This window comes from Clostridium sp. CM037, assembly GCF_055081095.1.
In genome coordinates this window covers 2,706,805-2,732,681 of the sequence record NZ_CM143650.1, presented here as the reverse complement: position 1 = coordinate 2,732,681, position 25,877 = coordinate 2,706,805, and the positions used below count along the sequence as shown (strand labels likewise).

The 25,877-nt window shown below is 34.1% G+C and carries 25 protein-coding genes and 2 rRNA genes; 21 read left to right on the top strand and 6 right to left on the bottom strand.

Annotated elements, in window-relative coordinates; translation table 11 throughout:
- Positions 1-198: 198 nt before the first annotated feature.
- From ACWJKP_RS13295 to ACWJKP_RS13265, 7 genes are all read left to right on the top strand, one after another.
- Positions 199-3,141, top strand: a 23S ribosomal RNA gene (locus ACWJKP_RS13295).
- 116 nt (positions 3,142-3,257) lie between these two features.
- Positions 3,258-3,374, top strand: a 5S ribosomal RNA gene (gene rrf, locus ACWJKP_RS13290).
- Positions 3,375-3,674: 300 nt separating this feature from the next.
- On the top strand, positions 3,675-4,382 hold the full coding sequence (locus ACWJKP_RS13285) for an LbetaH domain-containing protein (protein WP_165414814.1): 708 nt from the start codon (positions 3,675-3,677) through the stop codon (positions 4,380-4,382).
- Between the two features lie 220 nt (positions 4,383-4,602).
- Positions 4,603-4,965, top strand: coding sequence for a GntR family transcriptional regulator (locus tag ACWJKP_RS13280; RefSeq protein ID WP_165414813.1), 363 nt, complete (start codon positions 4,603-4,605; stop codon positions 4,963-4,965).
- A 1-nt stretch (position 4,966) separates the two neighbouring features.
- Positions 4,967-5,842 carry an ATP-binding cassette domain-containing protein gene (locus tag ACWJKP_RS13275; RefSeq protein ID WP_165414812.1) on the top strand — a complete coding sequence of 292 codons (876 nt, stop codon included), beginning with the start codon at positions 4,967-4,969 and terminating at the stop codon, positions 5,840-5,842.
- Positions 5,842-6,576, top strand: coding sequence for a hypothetical protein (locus tag ACWJKP_RS13270; RefSeq protein ID WP_165414811.1), 735 nt, complete (start codon positions 5,842-5,844; stop codon positions 6,574-6,576). The genes ACWJKP_RS13275 and ACWJKP_RS13270 overlap by 1 nt, the downstream gene beginning before the upstream one ends.
- Before the next feature lie 47 nt (positions 6,577-6,623).
- Complete coding sequence (locus ACWJKP_RS13265; protein WP_165414810.1) at positions 6,624-7,265, top strand: cyclase family protein; 642 nt, start codon at positions 6,624-6,626, stop codon at positions 7,263-7,265.
- Between the two features lie 33 nt (positions 7,266-7,298).
- Here ACWJKP_RS13265 and ACWJKP_RS13260 read toward each other — a convergent pair whose 3' ends face one another.
- Positions 7,299-7,952, bottom strand: a complete 654-nt coding sequence (locus ACWJKP_RS13260; RefSeq protein ID WP_462961207.1) for a sensor histidine kinase — start codon at positions 7,950-7,952, stop codon at positions 7,299-7,301.
- 218 nt (positions 7,953-8,170) lie between these two features.
- Here ACWJKP_RS13260 and ACWJKP_RS13255 point away from each other — a divergent pair, with 218 nt between their 5' ends.
- From ACWJKP_RS13255 to ACWJKP_RS13230, 6 genes are read left to right on the top strand one after another with little or no spacing between them, the layout of a single operon-like run.
- Entirely contained in the window at positions 8,171-8,377 is a 207-nt protein-coding gene (locus ACWJKP_RS13255) for a DUF1657 domain-containing protein (protein WP_165414807.1), read from the top strand.
- 13 nt (positions 8,378-8,390) lie between these two features.
- On the top strand, positions 8,391-9,251 hold the full coding sequence (locus ACWJKP_RS13250; RefSeq protein ID WP_165414815.1) for a DUF421 domain-containing protein: 861 nt from the start codon (positions 8,391-8,393) through the stop codon (positions 9,249-9,251).
- Between the two features lie 11 nt (positions 9,252-9,262).
- Positions 9,263-9,742 carry a stage V sporulation protein AC gene (gene spoVAC, locus ACWJKP_RS13245; protein WP_165414806.1) on the top strand — a complete coding sequence of 160 codons (480 nt, stop codon included), beginning with the start codon at positions 9,263-9,265 and terminating at the stop codon, positions 9,740-9,742.
- Positions 9,743-10,744, top strand: a complete 1,002-nt coding sequence (spoVAD, locus tag ACWJKP_RS13240) for a stage V sporulation protein AD (protein WP_165414805.1) — start codon at positions 9,743-9,745, stop codon at positions 10,742-10,744.
- Between the two features lie 21 nt (positions 10,745-10,765).
- The gene (gene spoVAE / locus ACWJKP_RS13235; RefSeq protein WP_165414804.1) at positions 10,766-11,119 is read left to right on the top strand and encodes a stage V sporulation protein AE; all 354 of its coding nucleotides are present in this window, start codon (positions 10,766-10,768) and stop codon (positions 11,117-11,119) included.
- 27 nt (positions 11,120-11,146) lie between these two features.
- Complete coding sequence (locus ACWJKP_RS13230; protein WP_165414803.1) at positions 11,147-11,347, top strand: DUF1657 domain-containing protein; 201 nt, start codon at positions 11,147-11,149, stop codon at positions 11,345-11,347.
- Positions 11,348-11,655: 308 nt separating this feature from the next.
- Here the strand turns inward: ACWJKP_RS13230 and ACWJKP_RS13225 are convergent, their stop codons facing one another.
- The 5 genes from ACWJKP_RS13225 to ACWJKP_RS13205 all read right to left on the bottom strand — a co-directional run bounded on the left by ACWJKP_RS13225 (position 11,656) and on the right by ACWJKP_RS13205 (position 18,020).
- Positions 11,656-13,074, bottom strand: coding sequence for an IS1182 family transposase (locus tag ACWJKP_RS13225; RefSeq protein WP_224578694.1), 1,419 nt, complete (start codon positions 13,072-13,074; stop codon positions 11,656-11,658).
- A gap of 421 nt (positions 13,075-13,495) precedes the next feature.
- Positions 13,496-14,842 carry an MFS transporter gene (gene pgtP / locus ACWJKP_RS13220; protein WP_411955879.1) on the bottom strand — a complete coding sequence of 449 codons (1,347 nt, stop codon included), beginning with the start codon at positions 14,840-14,842 and terminating at the stop codon, positions 13,496-13,498.
- Positions 14,843-14,933: 91 nt separating this feature from the next.
- Positions 14,934-15,299, bottom strand: a complete 366-nt coding sequence (locus tag ACWJKP_RS13215; protein WP_165415027.1) for a DUF1667 domain-containing protein — start codon at positions 15,297-15,299, stop codon at positions 14,934-14,936.
- A gap of 6 nt (positions 15,300-15,305) precedes the next feature.
- Positions 15,306-16,565, bottom strand: a complete 1,260-nt coding sequence (locus tag ACWJKP_RS13210) for an NAD(P)/FAD-dependent oxidoreductase (RefSeq protein ID WP_224578894.1) — start codon at positions 16,563-16,565, stop codon at positions 15,306-15,308.
- A gap of 15 nt (positions 16,566-16,580) precedes the next feature.
- Positions 16,581-18,020, bottom strand: coding sequence for an NAD(P)/FAD-dependent oxidoreductase (locus tag ACWJKP_RS13205; protein ID WP_165414442.1), 1,440 nt, complete (start codon positions 18,018-18,020; stop codon positions 16,581-16,583).
- Between the two features lie 393 nt (positions 18,021-18,413).
- On the opposite strand from ACWJKP_RS13205, the gene glpQ reads away from it, so the two are divergent.
- The 8 genes from glpQ to ACWJKP_RS13165 all read left to right on the top strand — a co-directional run bounded on the left by glpQ (position 18,414) and on the right by ACWJKP_RS13165 (position 25,824).
- Positions 18,414-19,508, top strand: coding sequence for a glycerophosphodiester phosphodiesterase (gene glpQ, locus ACWJKP_RS13200; protein ID WP_165414443.1), 1,095 nt, complete (start codon positions 18,414-18,416; stop codon positions 19,506-19,508).
- 186 nt (positions 19,509-19,694) lie between these two features.
- The gene (locus ACWJKP_RS13195; protein WP_165414444.1) at positions 19,695-20,462 is read left to right on the top strand and encodes a formate/nitrite transporter family protein; all 768 of its coding nucleotides are present in this window, start codon (positions 19,695-19,697) and stop codon (positions 20,460-20,462) included.
- Positions 20,463-20,620: 158 nt separating this feature from the next.
- Positions 20,621-21,307 (top strand): Crp/Fnr family transcriptional regulator, encoded by a 687-nt coding sequence (locus ACWJKP_RS13190; RefSeq protein WP_165414445.1) that lies wholly within the window; start codon positions 20,621-20,623, stop codon positions 21,305-21,307.
- Positions 21,308-21,455: 148 nt separating this feature from the next.
- A complete protein-coding gene (gene asrA / locus ACWJKP_RS13185) occupies positions 21,456-22,463 on the top strand; it encodes an anaerobic sulfite reductase subunit AsrA (RefSeq protein ID WP_165414446.1) in 1,008 nt (335 codons plus the stop codon).
- Positions 22,464-23,255 carry an anaerobic sulfite reductase subunit AsrB gene (gene asrB / locus ACWJKP_RS13180; protein ID WP_165414447.1) on the top strand — a complete coding sequence of 264 codons (792 nt, stop codon included), beginning with the start codon at positions 22,464-22,466 and terminating at the stop codon, positions 23,253-23,255. It begins immediately after the preceding gene.
- A gap of 13 nt (positions 23,256-23,268) precedes the next feature.
- Positions 23,269-24,216, top strand: coding sequence for a sulfite reductase subunit C (asrC, locus tag ACWJKP_RS13175; RefSeq protein WP_165414448.1), 948 nt, complete (start codon positions 23,269-23,271; stop codon positions 24,214-24,216).
- 217 nt (positions 24,217-24,433) lie between these two features.
- Entirely contained in the window at positions 24,434-25,219 is a 786-nt protein-coding gene (locus ACWJKP_RS13170; protein ID WP_165414449.1) for an ABC transporter ATP-binding protein, read from the top strand.
- Between the two features lie 2 nt (positions 25,220-25,221).
- The gene (locus tag ACWJKP_RS13165) at positions 25,222-25,824 is read left to right on the top strand and encodes a hypothetical protein (RefSeq protein WP_165414450.1); all 603 of its coding nucleotides are present in this window, start codon (positions 25,222-25,224) and stop codon (positions 25,822-25,824) included.
- Positions 25,825-25,877 lie beyond the last annotated feature (53 nt).

The following is a 25,877-nucleotide window of genomic DNA, read 5'->3' as shown; positions in this document are numbered from 1 at the left end:
CTGTTTAATTTTGAGAGACTAATTTTATCTAACTCTTAGGAGTTAGATAATGAATAGTTTTTCTTAAAATGTTCTTTGAAAATTGCACAGTGAAAAAAGTTGTTTTAAAAAAATTAAAACTACGCAAGTAGTTTATAAATTAATTTAATACAATTTCGCAAAATTAATATAACCGTCTATGTAAATAGACAGAATCAAGGTCAAGCTACAAAGGGCGCATGGCGAATGCCTTGGCACTAGGAGCCGAAGAAGGACGCGTTAAGCTGCGATAAGCTTTGGGTAGGCGCAAATAGCCTGTGATCCAAAGATTTCCGAATGGGGGAACCCACATAGTAACAACTATGTACTGCATACTGAATAAATAGGTATGCAGAGGTAGACCCGGGGAACTGAAACATCTAAGTACCCGGAGGAAGAGAAAGAAACATCGATTTCCTAAGTAGCGGCGAGCGAAAGGGAAAGAGCCCAAACCCAGGTCTTTGATCTGGGGGTTGAGGATAGATCATAAATACTGCAATTCCTTAATTGAAGATAGCTGGAAAGCTGCTCCGCAGAAGGTAATAGGCCTGTAAATGAAAAGGAAAAACAGTCAGATCTAATCCAGAGTACCACGAGACACGTGAAACCTTGTGGGAAGCTGGGAGGACCACCTCCCAAGGCTAAATACTACCTAGTGACCGATAGTGAAGAAGTACCGTGAGGGAAAGGTGAAAAGAACCCCGGAAGGGGAGTGAAATAGAACCTGAAACCGTGTGCCTACAACCGGTCGAAGCACTTTATATGTGTGACGGCGTGCTTTTTGTAGAACGAGCCAACGAGTTACGATATGTAGCAAGGTTAAGTACTTAAGGTACGGAGCCGAAGGGAAACCAAGTCTGAATAGGGCGTTGTGAACGCAAGTTCACGAAGTTGCATGTCGTAGACCCGAAACCGGGTGACCTATCCATGGCCAGGATGAAGCGGAAGTAAAATTCCGTGGAGGTCCGAACCACGTTGGTGTTGAAAAACCATGGGATGAGCTGTGGATAGCGGAGAAATTCCAATCGAACTCGGAGATAGCTGGTTCTCCTCGAAATAGCTTTAGGGCTAGCGTCGATTAATTGAGTAATGGAGGTAGAGCACTGAATGGGCTAGGGGCTGACAACAGTTACTGAACCCTATCAAACTCCGAATGCCATATACTTTTATTTCGGCAGTCAGACTGCGAATGATAAGATCCGTAGTCAAAAGGGAAACAGCCCAGACCATCAGCTAAGGTCCCAAAGTGTAAGTTAAGTGGAAAAGGATGTGGGATTTCTAAGACAACTAGGATGTTGGCTCAGAAGCAGCCACTCATTTAAAGAGTGCGTAATAGCTCACTAGTCAAGAGATCCTGCGCCGAAGATGTCCGGGGCTAAAACTTACCACCGAAGCTATGGGTGTACACAATTGTGTACGCGGTAGAGGAGCTTTCTGTACTGGCTGAAGTCATACCGTAAGGAGTGGTGGACGGTACAGAAGTGAGAATGTTGGCATGAGTAGCGAGAGTTAAGTGAGAATCTTAACGGTCGAAAACCTAAGGTTTCCTGAGGAAGGCTCGTCCTCTCAGGGTTAGTCGGGACCTAAGCCGAGGCCGAAAGGCGTAGGTGATGGACAATCGGTTGATATTCCGATACCACCAATGGACGTTATTAGAAATGGGATGACGCAGGAGGATAAGATGTGCACACTATTGGATGTGTGTCTAAGCATTTAGGCGGAGCAAGCAGGCAAATCCGTTTGCTCTTAACGCTGAGATGTGATGGGGAAGGGAATTTATTCCTGAAGTATCTGATTCCACGCTGCCAAGAAAAGTCTCTATCGAGGATATTGGTGCCCGTACCGCAAACCGACACAGGTAGGTGAGGAGAGAATCCTAAGACCATCGGAAGAATTGTTGTTAAGGAACTCGGCAAATTGACCCCGTAACTTCGGGAGAAGGGGTGCCTACGTAAGTAGGTCGCAGAGAATAGGCCCAAGCAACTGTTTAGCAAAAACACAGGTCTCTGCTAAAGCGAAAGCTGATGTATAGGGGCTGACGCCTGCCCGGTGCTGGAAGGTTAAGGGGATTACTTAGCGCAAGCGAAGGTATGAACTTAAGCCCCAGTAAACGGCGGCCGTAACTATAACGGTCCTAAGGTAGCGAAATTCCTTGTCGGGTAAGTTCCGACCCGCACGAATGGCGTAATGATTTGGGCACTGTCTCAACAACACATCCGGCGAAATTGTAGTGCAAGTGAAGATGCTTGCTACCCGCGATTGGACGGAAAGACCCCGTAGAGCTTTACTGTAGCTTAGCATTGAATTTCGGTATTGTCTGTACAGGATAGGTGGGAGACTGAGAAACATGGGCGTCAGCCTGTGTGGAGTCATCCTTGGGATACCACCCTGACAGTACTGAGGTTCTAACTGGAGGCCATGAATCTGGTCACAGGACATTGTTAGGTGGGCAGTTTGACTGGGGCGGTCGCCTCCAAAAAAGTAACGGAGGCGCCCAAAGGTTCCCTCAGCGCGGTTGGAAATCGCGCGAAGAGTGCAAAGGCAGAAGGGAGCCTGACTGCGACACTTACAAGTGGAGCAGGGACGAAAGTCGGGCTTAGTGATCCGGTGGTACCTCGTGGGAGGGCCATCGCTCAACGGATAAAAGCTACCTCGGGGATAACAGGCTGATCTCCCCCAAGAGTCCACATCGACGGGGAGGTTTGGCACCTCGATGTCGGCTCGTCGCATCCTGGGGCTGAAGTAGGTCCCAAGGGTTGGGCTGTTCGCCCATTAAAGCGGCACGCGAGCTGGGTTCAGAACGTCGTGAGACAGTTCGGTCCCTATCCGTCGCGGGCGTAGGAAATTTGAAGGGAGCTGTCCTTAGTACGAGAGGACCGGGATGGACAAACCTCTGGTGCACCAGTTGTCACGCCAGTGGCATCGCTGGGTAGCTATGTTTGGAAGGGATAAACGCTGAAAGCATCTAAGCGTGAAGCCCACCCTGAGATGAGATTTCCCATAACTCGCACGTAAGTGCGATGTTAGTAAGACTCCTGGAAGACCACCAGGTTGATAGGTTAGAGGTGTAAGCATGGTAACATGTTCAGCTGACTAATACTAATAAGTCGAGGGCTTGACCTAAATATATAATTAAAAGTAATGCGATATACTTCTTTCGTAAGAAAGAAGCGAGGCTTTGAGCGTGAGCGAAAAGACTAATTCACTGTGCAATTTTCAGAGAATATTTATATTCTCAATCTGGTGATTATGGCATGAAGGTAACACCCGTTCCCATACCGAACACGAAGGTTAAGCTTCAATGCGCCGATGGTACTGCAGGGGTGACCTTGTGGAAGAGTAGGTTGTCGCCAGGTAAGAAAAAAACACTAAGTTATAAACTTAGTGTTTTTTATTTGGTTAAAATAAATATATCTAATTATATCATTAATGCTGCGGCAACTGCCCATGTGGCTGGTCATAAATACACATCTCAAGCAGACTAATTTAATTAATAATGCACATTATTAATATTTGTATTGTTGCAAGCATATCAGCATTGGTTATACATCTGCGCCACTATAATATGAGCGGTAACAGTAACATCATTAAATACTTTATCACAATTATTCTAAAGGATACGTATAATATAGTATCAAATATTTAGGAGAAATATTATGAGTAAATATAAAATTGTTAGATATAATCCTGTAGGCCCAACTAATGTATATTCATATTTTGTTAGTAGTAATCCACCTACGTCTTTTAATCCTATTAGTATGTATCCCAGTATTGATAAAACTGCTTTCATAGGCCCTTTCGCGAGCATTATAGGCGATGTAAGAATCGACGCAAAAGTATTAATTGGATGTAATACAACTCTTAGAGCGGATGAAGGAACACCATTTTATATTGGAACTAAAACTAATATTCAAGATGGAGTAATATTACATGGGTTGAAAAACATGAAATTCTCTGTAAATAAAAAAGAATATTCTATTTATATAGGAAATGAAGTTAGTATTGCTCATGGAGCTTTAGTTCATGGTCCATGTATTATTGGAAATAATACTTTTGTTGGATTTAACGCTATTGTTTTTAATTCTATTGTGGAAGATAGCTGTTACATTGATTTGGCAGCTCTTGTTACAGATGGGGTAAGAATTCCTGCTAATAGATATGTTCCTGCTGGTGCCATAATAAATACTCAAGAAAAAGCCAATGCTCTAGCAATGGTATCACAAAGTAATGAGGATTTCGCTAAAGGAGTAGCTAAATCAAATATCGAACTTTCACAAGCTTATTCTCTACAATTTGGTGATACTAGATGTAGTTGTGGTATTTGCTGTAATAGTGATACTTTTAAGAATTTATTAAATGAATAATACATAAAAGACACAATAATACAAAACTGTATTGTTGTGTCTTTTATGTATTATTAGCAAAACAAATTATATTCGTAATTTATTAATATCCCCGGGGATCTTCTAAGTGAGCTTATTAGCTTCAACCTGAAATAAACCAATTTACTATTGACAATGGAGTCGTTTGGTTATACAGTTAGTTACATAAGTAATTAACCAAGCAAGTGAAGAAGGTAATAATATGAAATTAGATTTTAATAATGAGCTACCTATATATATGCAGATTGCTAAAGCTATTGAGAACAATGTTCTTAAGGGGGTATTGGAGGAAGAAACTGCAATTCCATCTACAACAGAAATATCTGTTAAGTATAAAATAAATCCAGCTACAGTAGCAAAAGGATTTAATATACTTGTAGATGAAGGCATTATATATAAAAAAAGGGGCGTTGGTATGTTTGTTGTAACTGGAAGTAAAGAAAAGTTAATGAAAAAAAGAAAAGAAAATTTTTATGAAAGCTATATATTAGTCTTAATAGAGGAAGCTAAAAAATTAGATATTTCAAGTACAGATATTATTAAAATGATTGATGGGGGGATTTAATATGGGCACAATAAAGGTTTTAAATGCAAGTAAAAAATATGGGGATACCTTTGCATTAGATAATATTACATTAACATTAGAAGAAAATAAAATTTATGGATTATTAGGAAGAAATGGTGCAGGTAAGACAACTCTTTTAAACGTTATAAACAAAAGAATTTTCTTGAATGAGGGGACTATTTCTATAGATAATAATAGCTCGCCCTCGGATGGAAATGGTCTAGGGAAAATTCATTTTATGACAGAGCAAAACTTATATCCACAGTCTATGAAAGTAAAAGAGCTATTTAATTGGACTAAAGAATTTTATCCAAACTTTGATAGGTCATATGCATTAGAGCTTTGTAAAAAGTTTGAACTAAATATAAATAGAAGGATTAAGGAACTTTCAACTGGGTATTCCTCCATATGTAAAATTATAAATACCATGGCATCAGGTGCCGAAATATTAATGTTCGACGAGCCAGTTTTAGGATTAGATGCTAATCATAGAGAGATGTTTTATAAAGAACTTATGGAAAGTTATATAGAAAATCCTAAGACTATTATATTATCTACTCATATTATAGAAGAAGTTGCACAATTAATAGAGCGGGTAGTTATTATTAAAGATGGGAAATTAATTAAGGACGAAAGTGTAGAAGAACTATTAAAAGGGTGCTACTGCGTTTCTGGATTAAATAAAAATATAGATGATTATATTAAAGATAAAAATTGTGTAAGTGTAGATGGAATGGCATCTTTTAAATCAGCTATTATAACAGGGAAAAATGCAGATGATGAAAAAAGGCAACAGAAAAAACTAGATTTAGAAGTTTCAAGGGTTGAACTACAGAAACTATTTATTCATTTGACTAGTGACGGGAGAATAAAATAATGAAAAGTTTTAAACTTGCTAAATACAATATTAAAAGCAGCCTAAAATCAATAATAATTTATTACATTATTTTCATAGGTGCATTAACATGTATAGAAATGACAAATAAGTTTTCAAATGGAGGAGATGGTTATACAAAAGGATTAGAATTTTCATCTGTAGTATTTTTATTTGTGATAGGGTTAAACTTTTTTAAAGAAAATTTTCATTTTGCCCAAGCTAATAATATTACTAGGGTAGATTATTTTAAAGCTGCAGCAATAGCTATTTTATCAATAGGACTCGCTATGTCTATATTAGATGTCATAATAAATAGAGTGTATAATATATTTATGGTAAGTCCAACAATGTATGATATGGCCTATAACGAGTCTTATAGTGTAGGCACAGTATGGATACAAAGCAGTAGCATGCAAGCACTATTTGGGACAGTTACCTTTTTATTTGCTGGTTACATTGTAGCGTTTGCAATAGGATTATTAATAACTATGATATATTATAAGTGTAATAAAATAATGAAAATTTTAGTTTCTTTAATACCTATTGCTATATATGGAAGAGCTGCATGCAATAATCCTGACCTTGGAGAAAAGGAAATGATTTTTATTGATAAGATACTTGGGATAAGCACAAGAAACTCTTATATGGCTGTATTGACATTTATATGTTTATTTATAATAACAATGGTTTTTATTTATTTGCTTGTTAGAAAAGCTGTGGTTAAAAGGGTTTAACAGCTTCGAAGCTGATTTAACGACATAGATATTATGGGAGGGCTATTATGAAAGTCACTGATCTAACACATATTATTTGTTCCGACATGCCAGTTTTTCCAGGAACTGAGAAACCGATTTTTGACAAGTCAAATACTTTGGAAAAGGATGGTTTTCAAGAGGCTAAAATCACTATGCACTCACATACAGGCACACATATAGATGCACCTGCACATATGCTCAGTGATGGTCCTTATTTAAATGATTTAGATATAGAACATTTTATTGGAAATGCTACTATTCTTGATTTTTCAGATGAAAGTATGAAACTAATAGATGTTGATAGCCTAAGGTCCTATGAGGAAAAGATAAAAAATGTTGGGTTCATTATAATAAAAACAGGATGGAGTAAATACTGGGGTGATAAAAAATACTTTGAGGATTTTCCTTCTTTAAGTGAAGAATCAGCCAATTGGTTGTCAAAATTTAATTTAAAAGGCATTGGTATTGATGCAATTTCAATTGATGATATAAACTCAACCACATTTGCAGTTCATAAAATATTAATGCCAAAGAACATCATAATTATTGAGAACCTAGCAAATTTAGATTCCATTAGCAGTGAGTATTTTATTTTGAGTATTATGCCACTTAAAAATAAAAATGCTGATGGTTCACCAGTCAGAGCTATTTCTATAGAAGATATGTAACAAGAGTAACTTCTATGACTCTACATAACTCAGCTACTTGCTTTGATTTTTTGAAAACTTACTCCCCCTAATAATTTGTTTGAACAATATTCTAAAAACAGTATAATTATCTTCAAAGAATAGCTGAACATCACTGCCTTTTTTTTCAGCTATTTCTTTTATATAATAAAGTACATAGCCTCTATTATCTCCTTCTTTAGTAGAAAAGCCTCTTTCAAATATTTTTTCTATATTATCAAACTTTACTGTTATTCCACTATTTCTAACCTCTAGAATATTAGCATTTTCTTCTTCACATATATTTAATATAACAACCTTATCCTTAGTGCTATTTATGACAGCTTGAAAAGCATTATCCAATAGATTATTTAGCATATCTGAAATTTCATAATCATTTAGACTGTTTTCTAGTGTATTATTGGCTACATTAAATAAGAATTTTATATTTAATCTATTCGATTCACATAATTTATTGTAGATTATAGGTTTAACAATAATATTATATATATATATATATATAATATCTTCTATAATATTATTCGAATATTTTAAAGACATAATATACTTGTTCAATTCATTTTTAACTTCTTTTTCACTTGTAATTTCTACTATTGCATTTATGGTGTTTAAATAATTTTTAAAATCATGTTGTTTCCTCCTCGTCTCTTCTACTATCTCAAATACCAATCGTTTTCATCTTTCAAAGGAAACTTTGGCCATAATAACATAAAGATAGTCAATTCAATAAAGCTAAGTAAATAATATATAACTATTTAAAGTTTAATGAGTAAAATATTGAAGATAGGAGAATATATATGAATAATAAAAAAAGAGAAAGACTTTAATAAAAGCATATTAGTTATACTGCGTGAGGAAAAGAATTGATAAGCATTAAGGAGGTTCATATGACTGTTGGCTCTAAGGTAAAGCAAACATTAGCAACTTTAAAAGGTTCTGAAGCTACTTTAAGATTATATTCATTGCAAGAACGAAATAAAGAAGCTAGGGCTATTTATACTGAGGCATCTGAAGAGATAGGTAAAATTAAAATAGATTTGGAAAAAAGAGTAGGCTCTATAGAGTTTCAGGAGCCTCAATACAAAGGTGACTAAGTGAGGTGAAATGATGAGTAATTGGTTAACAATATTATTCAACACGATAATTTTATATTTTTTAACATTGGTTTTAACAAGATTTATGAAAAAAAGAAACTTATTTAAGGTTACGCCTTTTGAGTTTATTTCTTATGTAATTATTGCTCTTATAGTTACTTTAATTTCATTGGGTATAATTACGAATATTTATTTTGGACTAACTGCACTAGCTGTTTGGGTACTGATGCCTATTATCTTAGATTATTCCTCCATGAAAAGTAAATGGATTTACAATGTAATAAAGGGTAAGGAAAGGGTATTAATTAAAAATGGTAAAATCATGGAAGATAATCTAGCTAAAGAAAGGATGACTGGGCAAGAGTTTCTACAAGAATTACGTTCAAAAAAAGCATTTGATTTAGCCGATGTTGAATTTGCCGTTATGGAAACAACAGGAGATATCAATGTTAGTTTAAAAGCTGATAAAAAGCCTGTTACCTCATATGATTTAGGAATAAAAGTTGCGTCTAAGGCTGAATCACAAACAGTTATTTTAGACGGGAATATGTTAAATGAAGGTCTTACCAATATTGGATTGAGTAAAGGGTGGCTTAAGACTGAGTTAGAAAACAAAGGAGTAGCACTTGAGAATGTTTTTATTGGTCAAGTAGATTCTTCTGGAGATTTATATCTGGATCTTTTTGATGATTTGATTCAAGTCCCAATATCACAAATTAAAGAAATGCTATATGCCAGTATTCAAAAAAGTCAGGCAGACCTTATGTCCTTTGCTTTAGAAACAGAAACTGATGAAGCAAAATCTATGTACTTAAAAAATGCTGAAAATCTAGAAAAGGTTATGAAAAAAATAAAACCATATTTATTACGTTAGAAGGTGAAATAATGTCTAATATGAAAAAGAAAAAACTAACGCCAACTCAACTGCAATACGGTGAATTGGTGAAAAGCATAGAACCTAAAAGACCTATTTTAAAAAATTGTATTAAAGCATTCCTTGTAGGTGGTATCATATGCACCATTGGTCAATGCTTACAGGTGTTCTTTATCACTTACTTTAATTTTAATGAAAAAACAGCAGTTAGTCCGACTTCAGTAGTTTTAATCTTTGTTTCAGCGTTACTTACTGGACTTGGGATTTACGACCGCATTGGCCAATGGGCTGGAGCTGGATCTGCTGTTCCAATTACAGGTTTTGCTAATTCTATAGCTTCTGCTGCAATTGAGCATAGAAGCGAAGGATATGTACTTGGAGTCGCTGGAAATATGTTTAGGCTTGCTGGAGCAATCATTGTTTATGGAGTTTTTTCTGCTTTTGTGGTCGCTACGATAAAAATCACAATAAAATGGTTGGGAGTGATGTAGATGCTTAAAGGACATCAATCATGGATTTTCAATTCTAAACCTACAATATTAGGTTCTGCGGCAGTTGGTGGTCCTTTTGAAGGTAATGGGGCCTTAGCTGATGACTTTGATATAATTCATGAAGATTTATGGATTGGACAGGATAGTTATGAAAAGGCGGAAAGAGTTCTTCTTGAACATGCTTGTGAAAGAGCGATAAAGAAATCAAGTATAAAAAAAGAAGATATAAATTTTTTTATAAGTGGAGACTTGATGAATCAGATTACTTCCAGTAGTTTTACTGCACGAACATTAGGGATACCTTTTTTAGGAATTTTTGGCGCTTGTTCTAGTTCCATGGAAGGTTTAGCTATGGCTGCTCAATTGATAGAAAGTAAGTCAGCTAAATATGTTATAGCATCTGCAAGTAGCCATAATGCGGCTGCAGAAAAACAATATAGATATCCTACAGAGTATGGTGGACAAAAACCACCTACTGCTCAATGGACAGTAACGGGGGCTGGAGCTGCGGTGCTTGGAAGAGAAGGATTCGGACCTAAGATTACTTCGACTACAATAGGAAGAGTAATAGATATGGGAATTTCAGATCCATTTAACATGGGGGCAGCTATGGCACCCGCGGCTGTAGATACAATTGAAGCACACTTTAGAGATTTAAATGTTGATGCCTCCTATTATGACCTTATTGCTACTGGTGATTTAGGCAAGGTAGGGCATAAACTCGCTATTAGTTTATTAAAAAGCCATGGTATAGAAATGCCATCAGATATATTTACAGACTGTGGACTTTTAATATATAAAAAGGACCAACCAGTTTTTTCTGGAGGTAGTGGCTGTGGCTGTTCTGCTACTGTAACTTATGGGCATTTTCTTAACCGTATGCGAAGAGGGGAATTAAAGAGAATATTAATAGTTGCAACTGGTGCTCTAATGTCTCCAATATCCTATCAACAAAAGGAAAGCATACCTTGCATTGCTCATGCAGTTTCTATTGAAATGTAAAAAAGAGGTGTGAGTTTATTTATGGAAAAATTTATTTATGGATTTGTAATAGGCGGTCTAATTTGCGTTATTGGCCAACTTATAATGGATATTTTAAAGATTACGCCTGCACATACTACATGTACACTAGTTGTAATTGGAGCAATTTTAGGAGGACTAGGTTTATATGATCCTTTAGTAAAACTTGCCGGTGCAGGGGCATTTGTACCTATAAGCAGCTTTGGAAATACTCTAGTAACAGGGGCCCTAATTGATGCTGAAAAAACAGGATTTATAGGGATATTTACTGGCATTTTCAAGACAGGAAGTTCGGGGATTTCTGCTGCGATAGTTTTTGGATTTATTGGTGCTATACTATTTAAACCCAAAGGTTAAATACATATTTGAAGGGAGGTGAAAACTATGACTGTAGGAACTCAAATGCAACAAGCAATTGCAGGAATGCAAAGCGCTTCTGCTACAATGAAGACTTTTTCTCTAGAAACAGAGGATCAACAAGCAAAAAATGATTTTACACAAATCGCAGAGCAACTTGATTCTGCAATGGACATTTTAAAGGGAAGACAGAAATATATTCAAAAACAAGAGCCTCAATATAAATAGTGTTAATTCTTATATTTACAATATAAAAAGAAGTTCTGAACTCAGATTTTGTATTGAAATTAGCCGAATGGTGAAAACATAAAAACTTTAAATTAAATATATTTAGTTTTAGATATTTTTATGCATAAAATAACAGTGACTGTTAATATAATTATAAAGAACATATCTACATCCTTAAGGATATTTGTTCCTCATTTAGTCCTCCACATTATTATAAGAAAAGTTATTATCTATAGAGATAATAACTTTTCCAGGTTGTTTACAAACCCAGTATAATTTTTTTATTATACTGGGCTTTTTACATGCAATTATGCGATAGCATTTTGAGTTATGGATAAATTTAAAATAACAACTATGTTCTTAGTTAGAAAATCAAAAAACCTTAAAGATAGCAGGCTAGCTATCTTTTTCATATTCTGCACTGCTGCTGTAAGCAGACACTGCTCTTGCACATTTTCTAATCCACGCATATGGCAATAGCGAAGCCCATGCAGTTGTTTTGAATCTGCGAAGCTTCGCTCTATAGTTTCTTTTCTTCTTCTATATATATTTCTGCCTTTATCTGTTCTGGTGAACTTTACAACATCTTCTTTATACGTTTCCCAAACATGTCTTCTAATAGTTTTAAACTTGCTTTTTGCAGAAAAGCATTGAGCTCTGTTTGGACATATGTCGCAATATTTTGCATTACCAACATATTCTTTATATCCTTCTCTTGTTGTTGTTTTATAATGTAAAGCCCTTAAGTCAGGGCATACGTAAATGTCCTGCTCTTTAACATATTGGAATTTATTTTTTGTGTACATTCCTTTTGTATGTGGAGACCTACGGTATCCCATTACAGATTTTAATTCCCTCTCATATAGTTTTTTACATATAAGATTTGTAGCATAACCAGCATCTGCACCAACATATTTTGTATTAAAATTAAACTTTTTTATTTGCACATCTAATCTATCGATATAAGGATCAACATCATTTATGTTTCCAGGAGTAACATACACATCAGTAATTATATTATGTCTGCTATCGACAGTTCTGTGATCTAAATATGAGAAGCCTTCCGGCTTGCCATCTCTCATCATATATCCACTGTCGGGGTCGGTTGTGCTAACTTTAGTTTCTTTTATTTTGGTAACAGGTTCTTTTTCTTTTAAAGGTTTTTTACCATGGTTTATTCTATCTTCTTCCACTGCTTTATTAAGTTCAGCTACATATTCTTTCGGCGTTTTTTCAACTTCAATTTTCACAAGCTTTCGCTTATTAGCATTTGCTTTTAGGTGTGTAGAATCTGTGTAAAGTATTTTACCGGTTACCATCTTAAGATTTATAGCCTTAAATACTACTTCGTCAAATATTTTTTGAAACACATCTGTTCCTTTAAATCGTCTACGTCTATTTTGGCTAATTGTTGAATGATCTGGAATAGTATCAGTAAGACTTAGCCCTAGGAACCATCTATAAGCCACATTTACTTCAATTTCCTTTACAAGTTGTCGTTCAGATTTTATTCCAAATAAGTACCCAATAAACAGCATTTTAAAAAGTAGAATGGGATCTACGCCAGGTCTTCCATTATCTAAGCAGTAATATTTTTTAGTCAGTTCTCTTATAAAAGAGAAATCCATGTATTTATCTATATTTCTCAAAATATGGTCTTTAGGAACTAAATCTTCTAAATACACCATTTCTAGTTTTTGTTGTGTGAAGTTTTTTTCATTAATCATAATAATGCCCTCCGAATTATAAAGTTTGTATACTATATATATTCGACATTGATGTCCTAAAATCCTTTTTGAATATGAAAAAAACACTCCAATTTTAAATTAGAGTGTTTTACATTTTATGTTTGTCAACGGTCTGGAAAAGTTATTATCTATAGAGATAATAACTTTTCGTCTTTTATTAAATAAATTTTACTTTCATACCCTTATGGAAAATTGCCTATTTCGACATGAGTATGGTATTCGCATTTTGTTAATGCAAGATTACATAACAAAAGACTGCATTTAATTTAACTGATGTCAGTTTAATCAAATGCAGTCTTAATTGCATAATACAAGAAATAAATTAAATCAATAGTTTTTTTATGTAAGATTTAATTTTATTTGCTATTGCTCAAATGTTTATAGCCAAGCAATATTAATTTTAAACCGCCGTAATATCTTCAGATTCTGGTTTTGACCTATCATGTACGTTCCAAGTAAGAGATAGAAATACAATAGCAAGTACAGCAGAAATCATAAGAAGCGTGAATCCTCCATCCCAATTGTATTTATCTACAACCATTCCCATTACAATTTCAGCTGAAACTTGTCCAATAAGATATCCAAAGAGTCCTGTAAAGCCAGCAGCAGTCCCAGCGGCTTTTTTAGGAACTAGATCTAAGGCACTTACTCCAATAAGCATAACGGGTCCATATATTAAGGCACCGATTAAAGCTAAGGTAATATTTATTGCTAAAATACTTGAAGATTGCCAATAAACGAACACACCAGCTGTAACACCTATCATGCAAGCTACACCTACTGGTGCACGACGACCATGGAATATCTTATCACTGATCCATCCGATGAGTATAGTTCCCGGAATTGCGGCATATTCAAATAAAGAGAATGCGACCGCTGACTCTGTAACATTAAAACCTTTTACTTCTTGTAAGTATACTGGAGCCCAATTAATAATACCATATCTCACCATATATACAAAACCGTTTGCAAGAGCGATATACCATAGATATTTATTATTAAGTACATATTTAAATAATATTTCTTTTCCAGTCATTTCTCTTTCTCGATTGTCTACTTTTACAGCAGGGTAATCATTTTTATATTCTTCTATAGGAGGAAGTCCTACAGATTGAGGTGTGTCTTTTGCAAAAACCATATACAGTGTTCCAATCACGATTGCAATAATAGCTGGTAAATAAAAAATTCCTTTCCAACTTCCGAATATCTGAACACCAAGAAGAGCAACGACAGCTATAAATCCACCACCCACATTGTGTGCGGTATTCCAAATAGACATTTTAACGCCACGTTCTTTATCTGAGAACCAGTGAGTTATTATTCTTCCACATGGAGGCCAGCCCATACCTTGAACCCATCCATTCACAAGCATCAATATAAACATTATTGTAAGACTTGAGGTAAGGGGGAAAAATATATTCGTAACACCAGACAAAATTAAACCGATACCTAAAAAATACCTCGCATTGGATCGATCTGATACGTTACCCATAACAAATTTACTGATACCATAAGCTAGCCCTAGTGCAGATGCAACGAATCCAAGTTGCGTTTTTGTAAATCCTTCTTGAATGAGGTATATCTTAGCTAGTGAGAAGTTACTTCTAACAAAGTAGTAACCCATATAACCAATATATATACTTATAAATACTTGTAAACGATATTTTTTGTAAGCTGGATCAATTTTTTCTTTTGGTAATCGCTCAATAGGTAGAGCGGGTTTTAAAAAATTAAATAAATTTCCCATGTCTTTCATCATCCTTTCATTCTTTGTTATTAAAATACATCTTGAACTTGTTGCTTATTGGGCTACTGCCATTATTTTCGCGTTAATACCACTATGCAGCTCCAATATCCTTAGTTGCTATAATATTCACTCCGGTGTCAAGTACGTTTTTTAGAACCACATCACCTATAGAAATAGGAGCTTTTACTATAACATTTTTTAATGCTCTTACGCAGTCATAAATCATATCCTTTGGAATATCTCTCTCAGTTTTAACAGGAAGTATCTCATTTTCGCCACCTGAAACTAAAACAGAGGATGTAACGACTCTTGTTGGATTAGTACATTCTTTCTTGCCGTAGGTTTCTCCGATCTTACAGGTATTTCCTTTAACACTGATAACTTCTTCGCCCTCAAGCGCTACCACAAGTGCACAACCTATTGGACAGCCTATGCATGTTAATTCCCTTGTACTCATAGTTAACTACTCCTTTTCTACTTTTATGGTAATCTTTTTACAGTTACTATATTTATCCAAAACTGCTTTAGTTAATTTAACGCTTTCCATTTCACCTGGTGTAAGAATCTTTTTCTTTAAATGCATTTCGCGCACATCATCGAAATAAACAGATATATAAGCAGATTTATGTACCTCACCAACCCTAAATCTAACATCTATTACGTTACCGATATTTTCAGGATTGATAGTACTAGGTACTGTATACCTAACTCCGTCTGTCGCGAAAATCTCAATACTATTTCCAGCATGGTAAATTCCTTTTATATAATCAGAAGCATTTCTACCAGCAGTGTAGCTTTCAGTGGTTACATTATCTACTAAATCATGAACGTGAAGCACATTGCCACAGGTAAATATTCCAGAAATGCTCGTCTGCATGCTTTCATCTACCTCAGGACCCCCAGTAACTCTGGAAAGTTTAACATTAGCTTTTCTAGAAAGTTCATTTTCGGGTAGAAGGCCAACAGATAAGAGTAATGTATCACAAGCAATGTATTCCTCAGTACCCTTAATTGGTTTCCTATAGTCATCAACTTGAGCTATAGTAACTCCGCAAAGTCTATCATGCCCATGTATATTTGTTATAGTGTGGCTTAATTTTAAAGGAATATTAAAATCGTCTAAGCATTGTACAATATTCCTCTTAAGTCCACTTGAATGAGGCATTAGTTCTACACAAGCCTTTACCTTTGCACCTTCGAGGGTCATTCGTCTTGCCATTATAAGCCCGATATCTCCAGAACCAAGTATTACTACTTCTTTTCCTGGCATTAGACCCTCAACATTAACATATTTTTGAGCTGTTCCGGCTGTATAAATACCTGCGCATCTTGCACCTGGTATGTTTAAAGCTCCTCTTGGTCTTTCTCTGCATCCCATTGCAAGTATAACTGCTTTTGCCTGGAGCTCCAATATACCATCTTCTGTATTTACAGCAGTAACTTGTTTACTATCATTTACATCTAGAACCATCGTATTTAGTTTATACTCGATATTAAGTGCAATAACCTTGTCAATAAATCGTTGTGAATACTCAGGACCAGTAAGTTCTTCTTTAAAGGTGTGAAGACCAAAACCATTATGAATACATTGATTGAGAATACCACCTAATTGATTATCTCTTTCTATAATTAAAATGCTGTTTATCCCTTGATCCTTTGCAGAAACTGCAGCTGCAAGGCCTGCTGGACCTCCACCAATTATGATTAAATCATATTCTTGCATATATATTCCTCCAATTTATAAAGATTGTTTATTTTTGCCAGTGAGCAGTATAGAATTTTCGCCTGATTTTGTAATGGCGCATCGTGGTATATTAAGTTCTCTTGAAAGAATATCTACAACTTTTGTTGCACAAAAGCCCGATTGGCATCTCCCCATTCCAGCTCTTGTCCTTCTTTTAACTCCATCAAGTGTTTTTGCTCCAAGAGGTCTTCTTATAGAGTCTATAATTTCACCTTCTGTTACGGTTTCACACCTACAAACAATTGTTCCATATTCAGGTATTTCCTTGATTATTTTTTTTCGCTCATCGTTTGACATTTCTCTAAATTTTCTTGTACCTTTTCGTATAGGGTTGAATTTCACATTTTCCTGCGGTGCTAATTTTTCTGTTACTATATCAGCTACCATTACAGCAATACTTGGAGCACTAGTCAAACCTGGAGAATCAATTGCTGCTACATTAATAAAGTTCTTAGCGTCTTCTGCTTCCCCAATTATAAAATCATTTCCCGCGCATTTTGATCTATTCCCTGCAAAAGAAGTTATAACCATATTCATAGGAAGTGGCATTTGGATACTTAATTGAGCATTTAAAACGATATCATCGATGCCTTCGCGAGTTGTACTAAGATCAGTTTTGTTATCTTGATCTACAGCATTAGGTCCAATTAGAAGGTTACCATCAACAGTAGGAGTAACTAAAACTCCTTTTCCAAGTTTAGTTGGAAGTTGAAAAATAGTTTTTGTAACTAAATCTCCGCAAGCTTTATCAAATAATACATATTCTCCTAGCTTGGGAAGTATTTTAAATTTGTTATTGCTTACCATATTATTAATTTCATCCGAAAATAAACCGGCTGCATTTATTATTACTTTTGTTTCAATGTCGCCTTTATTAGTTTTTATAACGTAACAACTTTGTTTTTTTTCTATATTAAGGACCTCAGTTCCAAATTCAAATTCCACGCCATTGGTGTATGCGTTTTCAGCCATAGCAATAGTCATTTCATATGGGCAAACAATTCCTCCTGTTGGAGCATATAATGCACCGACACAGCTCAATGTTACATTAGGTTCCATTTCTCTAACTTGATTTCCATCAAGAATAGCTAGATTAGGTACTCCATTTTTTTCGCCTTGTTCTAGTAATTCTTTAAGATCATTCATGTGTTTCTCGTCAAAGCACAGAACCAATGATCCATTCCTCTTAAATGGGAAATCTAATTCCTTTGCAAGCTTTGTATACATTTCATTACCTTTTGCGTTTAATTTTCCCTTAATAGTACTTGGATTAGCATCATACCCTGCATGTACTATTGCACTATTTGCTTTTGTTGTACCAGAAGCAACATCACTAGATTTTTCAATAACACATGTTTTTAAATTATATTTAGATAGTTCTCTTGATACTGAGCATCCAATGATGCCAGCACCAATAATAGTTACGTCAAACATTATCTTACCTCCTAAATGCGAATAAAAAGAGAACCTTAATTAATAGGTATGAAATACCCATACATTAAGGCTCTCTTTTCTCCGCCCTTAATTATTTAATGTTATATTACCATAATAACCAAATTAATGCAAAGCAAAATAATGGATGATGTAGCGAATTCAGTTGTTCTTCCCTCATAAATATTCGTCGGGTAACTTGTTTTTACATTTATGTAAAATACGCTGTTAATTTAAAGTTAGTGATAAAATATGAAAATGCTAGAAAAATTTTCTGTTTTTTTTCTTGAATTCTTCGTTTGGTTTAGTTATAATCAATTTGGTAGCTAACAGAAAACGTTATCACATCTACAAGATTTGAAAACGTATAACTAGATTATACAAGGGGGATATAACATGAAGAACGAAAAAAAACTAATTGCTCTAGCATGTACACTTACCATAACAGCAGGATTATTCGCAGGATGTAGACAGAAGTCTAAACAGTCTCCTCCAGTAGCAAGTAATACCACAACTGTTTCAACAAAAAATAAAAGCAATAAAATAGTGATTGGACATAGGGGTGCTTCTGGATATTTACCTGAACATACTTTAGAGTCCTATGCTTTAGCTTATGGGCTAGGGGCAGATTACATAGAGAGTGATGTTTGTTTATCTAAAGATGGTGTTCCAGTAATAATGCATGATAATATGTTAGATACGACAACAGATGTAGCAAAGCGTTACCCAAATAGAAAACGAAGCGATGGACATTACTATGTAATTGATTTCACGCTAGGAGAAATTAAAACACTTAACGTGCACGAACGTACAAAAGAAGGGTCTAAGGATCCTGTTTTCCCTGATAGATTTCCTTTAAATAGTGCTCATTTTGAAGTTCCAACATTAGAAGAAATGATACAACTTGTACAAGGGCTGAATAAAAGTACAGGTCAAGAAAAAGGAATTTACCCTGAATTAAAAGAGCCTAAATTTCATACAGATAATGGACAAGATATTGGATCTGTGGTATTAAAAGTTCTTAGAAAATATGGATATGATACGCCTGAATCAAAAATTTATTTACAATGTTTTGATCCAACTTACTTAAGAAAAGTTAGGACAGAAATGGGCGCAAAAATGAAAATGGTCCAGCTAATTGGTGAAGAAGCAGATTGTCCAGGGGCAAATTATAAAAAAATGATGTCGGATGAAGGACTAGCAAAAGTAGCTGAATATGCAAATGGTATTGGACCTTGGTACCAACAAATAATAGATGAAAATGGGAAGAACGATAAAGAACCAGTTATAAATCCTAATTTAGTAAAAGATGCACATAAACATAATCTTGTTGTTCATCCATATACATTTAGAAAAGATGAAATCCCTAAATATGTAACTAGTGTAGAAGAGTTAATGCAAAAATTCTACTTTGAAGCTGATGTAGATGGTTTATTTACTGATTTTCCTGATTTTGGAATAAAAATATTAGAAAAAGGACCTAAAAAATAATTTTATATTAAAATGAGAGCACATAAGGATTGATTACCTGAGTGCTCTTTTTTATTAATAACTAACGTCCTGGAAGTTAGATTGTTAGTAAAAAATAATTTTAGAAAATATGTGATATTAGTCACATATTTTCTTTTTCTGTAATGATAGAATGTGGGTATCTTTTATAGAAGGAAGTGGTATGTCTTGTTTAGTGAAGAAATTAACAAAGTTTCAATATCGGCGGTAAAAAAATCTGAACTTTTAAAGAAAAGTAAAATGAGGTACCTCACTGCAGCGGCCCTAGCTGGTGCTTATGTGGGATTTGGAATTTTATTGATATTTACTATTGGAGGATCATTTGCAGCAGCTGAGTCACCGGCAACAAAAACTATTATGGGAGCTTCCTTTGGGATTGCCTTAAGTCTTGTAATAATGGCGGGCTCCGAACTTTTTACAGGAAATAACATGATTATGACCATAGGGTATCTAGAAAAGAAAGTTCCTTTACTTGATTCAATAAATATTTGGATATACAGTTTTATAGGAAACTTTATAGGGTCAGCAGCGCTAGCAGCAATATTTGTAGGTTCTGGGCTTGCAAAGGGTAGCACAGCAACTTTTATTTTAAAAACATCACAAGGGAAAATGGCAACGCCAAGCATAGAATTATTTTTAAAAGGGTTACTTTGTAATATGTTAGTCTGTTTAGCCGTATGGTGTGCTATTAAATTAAAGGAAGAAACGGCTAAACTTATAATGATTTTTTGGTGCCTATTTGCATTTATAACTATAGGGTTCGAACATAGTGTTGCGAATATGACTTTGCTTACAACGGCACTAATGATTCCTCACACCGCAGCGATTTCTATAGGAGGATTAGCGCACAACTTAATTTGGGTTACCCTAGGAAACTTTGTAGGTGGAGCTGTATTTATTGGAGCAGCATATTGGTACGTAGCAAAAGAGAAATAAAACAATAAAAATATATATTATTAAAGCTAGGATTAATAAAGGTAAGTAATGTATAATTTCTTTTTTTGTTTTATTTTAAAACTTATTGCTATATAATAAGAATATTAGTATTTTTATTATAATGAGATTATAAAATGAAATCATAAGGAGAAGTTAATATGACACAAATATCGCTTAGGCAATTAAAAGACCTTCCTTTATTTAAATGTGTTGAGGATAAAACTTTGGATTTAATAAGAGAGAGTGTTGTAGTAAAAAAATTGAAAAAATCACAAATGTTATTTGCTGAAAGAGAAATCACAAATAATATATATATAGTGCTAGAGGGAAAGGTAACTATGTACAGAGTATCGGAAAAGGGTCAAAAGAGGGTTATCTATATCCTAAACAAAGGTGAGATTATAAACGAGGTCAATTTTGACAATTTTACGACATCTATTAATTGTGAAGGGTTTGAAGATAGTGAAATTATAAGCATATCAAAAGTAGACTTATTAAATATTATGAAACAGGATTTTAAGCTTACAGAGATTATATTAAACTCTATGAGTAAAAAAATAAGAAGAGTGTATAGACAAATTAAGAACACAGTTCCTACTAAAATGGACAAAAGGGTAGCCGCAAAGCTTTGGAAGCTATCTAAAGATTATGGAGTAGAAACAGAAGATGGCGTTTTAATAGATATTAAAATAAACATAACTTATTTAGCAGATATGTTAGGTAGCTCTCGTGAAACAATTTCAAGGGCAGTAAAAGAGCTTGAAAACATGGATATGGTTAGAATAAAATATAGAAAATTCATAGTTAATAGAGAAAAGTTAAGCAAATACTTTAAAGGTGTGTGATGAAAATCACATACTTTTTTTATGATTTAAAATACAATATGCATAGTTAGTTATAAATTTAATTTTTATAGGAACTAACTAATAAAGTTAATTAATTAACAATATTTAGCGATTAGGTAAAATTTATTATAATGGAAGGTGTGCATTTATGGGATTTAAGCTTACAATAGAGAAGTTTGATGAGTATCTTGAAACATTGCGACATGAATATAAGGTGTATGCACCAGTAGTGCTCAAGGGAAAAGGAACTTTTGCGGATACAGATACTGTTAGGTATAAGGAAATAAAGAGTATAAGGGAAGTAGAGTTTGATTTAAAATCTAGTTTTTCTCCTAAAGAAATAACATTGCCAATTACTCAAACATTATTTTACTTTACTGAAAATGATTGCGTAGAGCCAAAATGCGATGAGAAGAAAATATTAATATTCTTAAGAAGTTGTGATATTCATGCTATAAAGAGATTAGATGAAGTTTACCTTAAAAATGGAAATGAAGATTATTATTATAAGGTTTTAAGAGATAAAATTAAATTTGTACTTATGGGTTGTAGTGAAAGTTTTGAAAATTGTTTTTGCGCAAGTATGGGATCGAATATGATAGAAGATTATGATATGTACACTAAAATTCAAGATGATGAGGTCTTTGTGAATTGTAAATCCGAGGAACTGATGAAGTGCTTTAACATAGATAAACCTAGTAACGTCGTGGTAGAGCCTGAGTTTGTTTTGACTAATGAAGTAAAGGTTAATATACCTGAAAACTTAGATCAAAGAATTTTTAAATCAAAAATGTGGGATGAATATTCTTCAAGATGCATTGCTTGTGGTAGGTGTAATTTTGTATGTGGTACTTGTTCTTGTTTTACTATGCAGGACATTTTCTATAAAGAAAATAAAAACGTAGGAGAAAGAAGGCGTGTTTGGGCATCTTGTCATGTAGACGGATACAGCGACATGGCAGGCGGACATGGCTTTAGACAGGATAAAAAAGACAGAATGAGATTCAAAATTATGCACAAGGTATATGATTTTAAAAAGAGAGCCGGATATCATATGTGTATAGGTTGTGGTAGATGTGATGATATATGCCCTGAATATATATCTTTCTCAAATTGTGTAAACAAATTAAATAAAGCAATGGATGAGGTGGAATAAATGAAAAATATATACATGCCTTTTAAATCTAAGATACTTAATATAAGTAAGCATACAGAAACGGATTATACATTTAGAATGGAGTTCGAAGGTGTTGTAAAGCCGGGTCAATTTTTTGAAGTATCCATACCGAAATTTGGAGAATCACCTATATCCGTTAGTGAGATAGGTGAGGGTTATGTAGATTTTACTATTAGACGTGTCGGCACTGTTACGGATGTAATTCATAGCTTTTTTGTAGGAGGAACCTTGTTTTTAAGAGGGCCTTATGGAAATGGATTTGATGTTAACCTTTATAAAAATAAAGAAGTTATTGTAGCTGCTGGGGGAACTGGACTGGCACCAGTAAAAGGGATAGTAGATTATTTTGCGAAAAATCCAAAGGAATGTACGGGCTTTAATTTAATGGCAGGTTTTAAGTCGCCTAGTGACATCTTATTTAAAGAAAATTTCAAAGTTTGGGAAAAGAGTATCAGTGTAACGTTAACTGTAGACAGTGCTGATGACGGCTACACTGGAACTGTAGGACTCATAACAAAATATATTGCAGATATTCAAGTTCTGAATATGGATGAAGTACAGGTTATTGTAGTAGGACCACCAATGATGCTTAAGTTTACAGTAGCTGGATTTATAAAAAAAGGAGTAAAAGAAAAAAATATATGGGTATCTTATGAGCGAAAAATGTGTTGTGGAGTTGGGAAATGTGGGCACTGCAAAATTGATGATACGTATATATGTTTAGATGGACCTGTTTTTAACTATTTGGATGCAGTTCATCTAGTGGATTAAGGGGGAAAACGTAATGGATATTAATACCAAGTTGCTCAAGAAAAATGCATACAGAATAACTAAAAAAAGAGGTAAAACAGCTATAAGAATAAGGGTACCTGGTGGGCATATAGAAGCCAAACATTTAGAAGTTTTGCAAAGAGTAGCAGAAACTTACGGAGATGGAAATATTCATATAACTATAAGACAGGGTTTTGAAATACCAAATATTGATATAGATAAAATACCGGAAGTTAATAAGATGATTCAATCAGTCATAGAAGGTCTTGATATAAATCAGATTTCAGAAAATACAGGATACTTGGCCGCAGGTACTAGAAATGTGTCAGCTTGTATAGGGGCAAATGTCTGTCCTTTTGCAAATTATAATACTACAAAATTTGCAAAAAGAATTGAAAAAGAAATATTCCCTAATGATTACCATGTGAAGGTAGCTTTAACAGGTTGTCCTAATGATTGTATAAAGGCTAGAATACAAGATTTTGGGATCATAGGAATGACAGAGCCCCAATATGAATCCTATAGATGTATCAGTTGCAAATCCTGCGTAGCTAACTGTAAAAAAAGAGTTACTGGTGCACTTAAAATGGAGAACTTTAAAGTAGTTCGCGACCATGACAAGTGTATTGGATGTGGAGAATGCATAGGCAAATGCCCAACTAGTTGTTGGAGCAGAAGTTATGAGAAATATTATAAACTTGTGATAATGGGTAGGACTGGCAAGAAAAATCCTAGGCTCGCTCAAGATTTTATAACTTGGGTGGACGAGGAAAGTATAATTAAAATAATAAAAAACACATATTCATATATCGATAAGTATATGGATGCAAATGCTCCAGGAGGAAAAGAACACATAGGTTATATTGTTGATAGAACAGGATATCCAGTGTTTAAGGAATGGGTTTTAAAAGACGTGACTTTGGGGGAGAAAGCAGAGGTTAAGCAATATATTAATTGGTAATATTAAAAAGTAACTGAATGAAGTGTTGGCACCTGCTTAGGCTGGTGCTATTTTTTTTAGGTGGAACTCCTACTTATAGAAGTGGAAGAATTTCCTTGTGAAATGTCATTAAAAGGTTTACATACAACCAATAAGTAAAAACTTGTTGAAATTACCAAATTAAGCAGTATAATCAATTATACAGACAGATAAAAAATACATTTAGGGGGAGGGTTCTATGGAAAAATTAGACAGCATAATATCAATTAAAGATTTACAAATGAGCTATGGGAGTAAAAAGGTGCTTAATGGAATTAATTTAAAAATTCCAAGAGGACAGATAATAGGATATATAGGGACTAATGGTGCTGGTAAAAGCACAACTATAAAAATAATGCTTGGGATATTAGAAGGATACACGGGGAAAGTAGAAATATTAGGACAAGATATAAGTAATGGAAGCATAGAGTATAAAAAGAAGATCGGGTATGTACCAGAGCTTGCAGATATATATGAAAACTTAACTGCTTATGAGTATATAAGCTTTTTAGGGGGAATATATGGATTAGAACAGAAAAAACTTATTGAGAGATCAACGAAGTTAATGGGCTTATTTGGAATTGAGGGAGCTATAGATTCTAGAATATCTTCATATTCAAAAGGCATGAAGCAAAAGTTAATTATAATATGTAGTTTAATTCATAATCCTGATATATTATTTTTTGACGAGCCTTTAGTTGGACTAGATGCTAATAGTGTAATGGTGTTTAAAGAGGTTATGAAGACTCTTGCAAAGAGCGGAAAAACTATATTTTATTCTTCACATATAATGGATGTTGTAGAGAAGGTAAGCGATAGAATATTACTTTTAAATGAGGGCCAGATAGTTGCTGATGGAAGTTTTGAAGAGCTTAAGAATAATAAGAAGGAAAGGACACTTGAAGAAATATTCAATCAGCTAACAGGCTTTAATGAGCATGCAGAGGTTGCTAAAGAATTTGTTTCTTTGGTTTGCGAGGTGTAATTATGAAGAATTTCACCGTACTCGCGATATTGGATAAATATCAATCATTATATGAAAAATTAGGCGTTAACTATAAGACTATGAGAATGATTCTTCAGATAAAATTAACCACGGATGGTCGTAGAGTAAGTACTGTTATGGGGAATAATAAAAAGAGAGATGAAAGCAAGGACAAGAATAATTTTCTATCCTTATTGATGTTCAATGTATTTATGAGTATTTTTATTGGATTAATAATGACAGGTGATATGTCATCTATGAAAGCTGCAAATATTGTAATAGGTATAAATTTATTTATGATGGTATCACTTATGATATCTGATTTTTCGGCAGTATTACTAGATGTAAAAGAGAAAAATATATTACTACCTAAGCCAATCGATAGTAAAACATTTAATGCAGCAAAGACTACTCATATATGTATATATTTAATAGGTTTATCACTGTCATTAAATTTGATTCCACTAGTTATTGGCAGCGTAAAATATGGGGCTTTATTTTCTGCGATATTTTTTATAGACAATATACTTGTAGTATTCTTAGTTATAGCTTTAACATCTTTATTATATACTTTAGTTTTGAATTTTTTGATGGAGAAAAATTAAAGGATATAATAAACTATTTTCAAATATTATTAGCATTTGTATTTGCTTTTGGA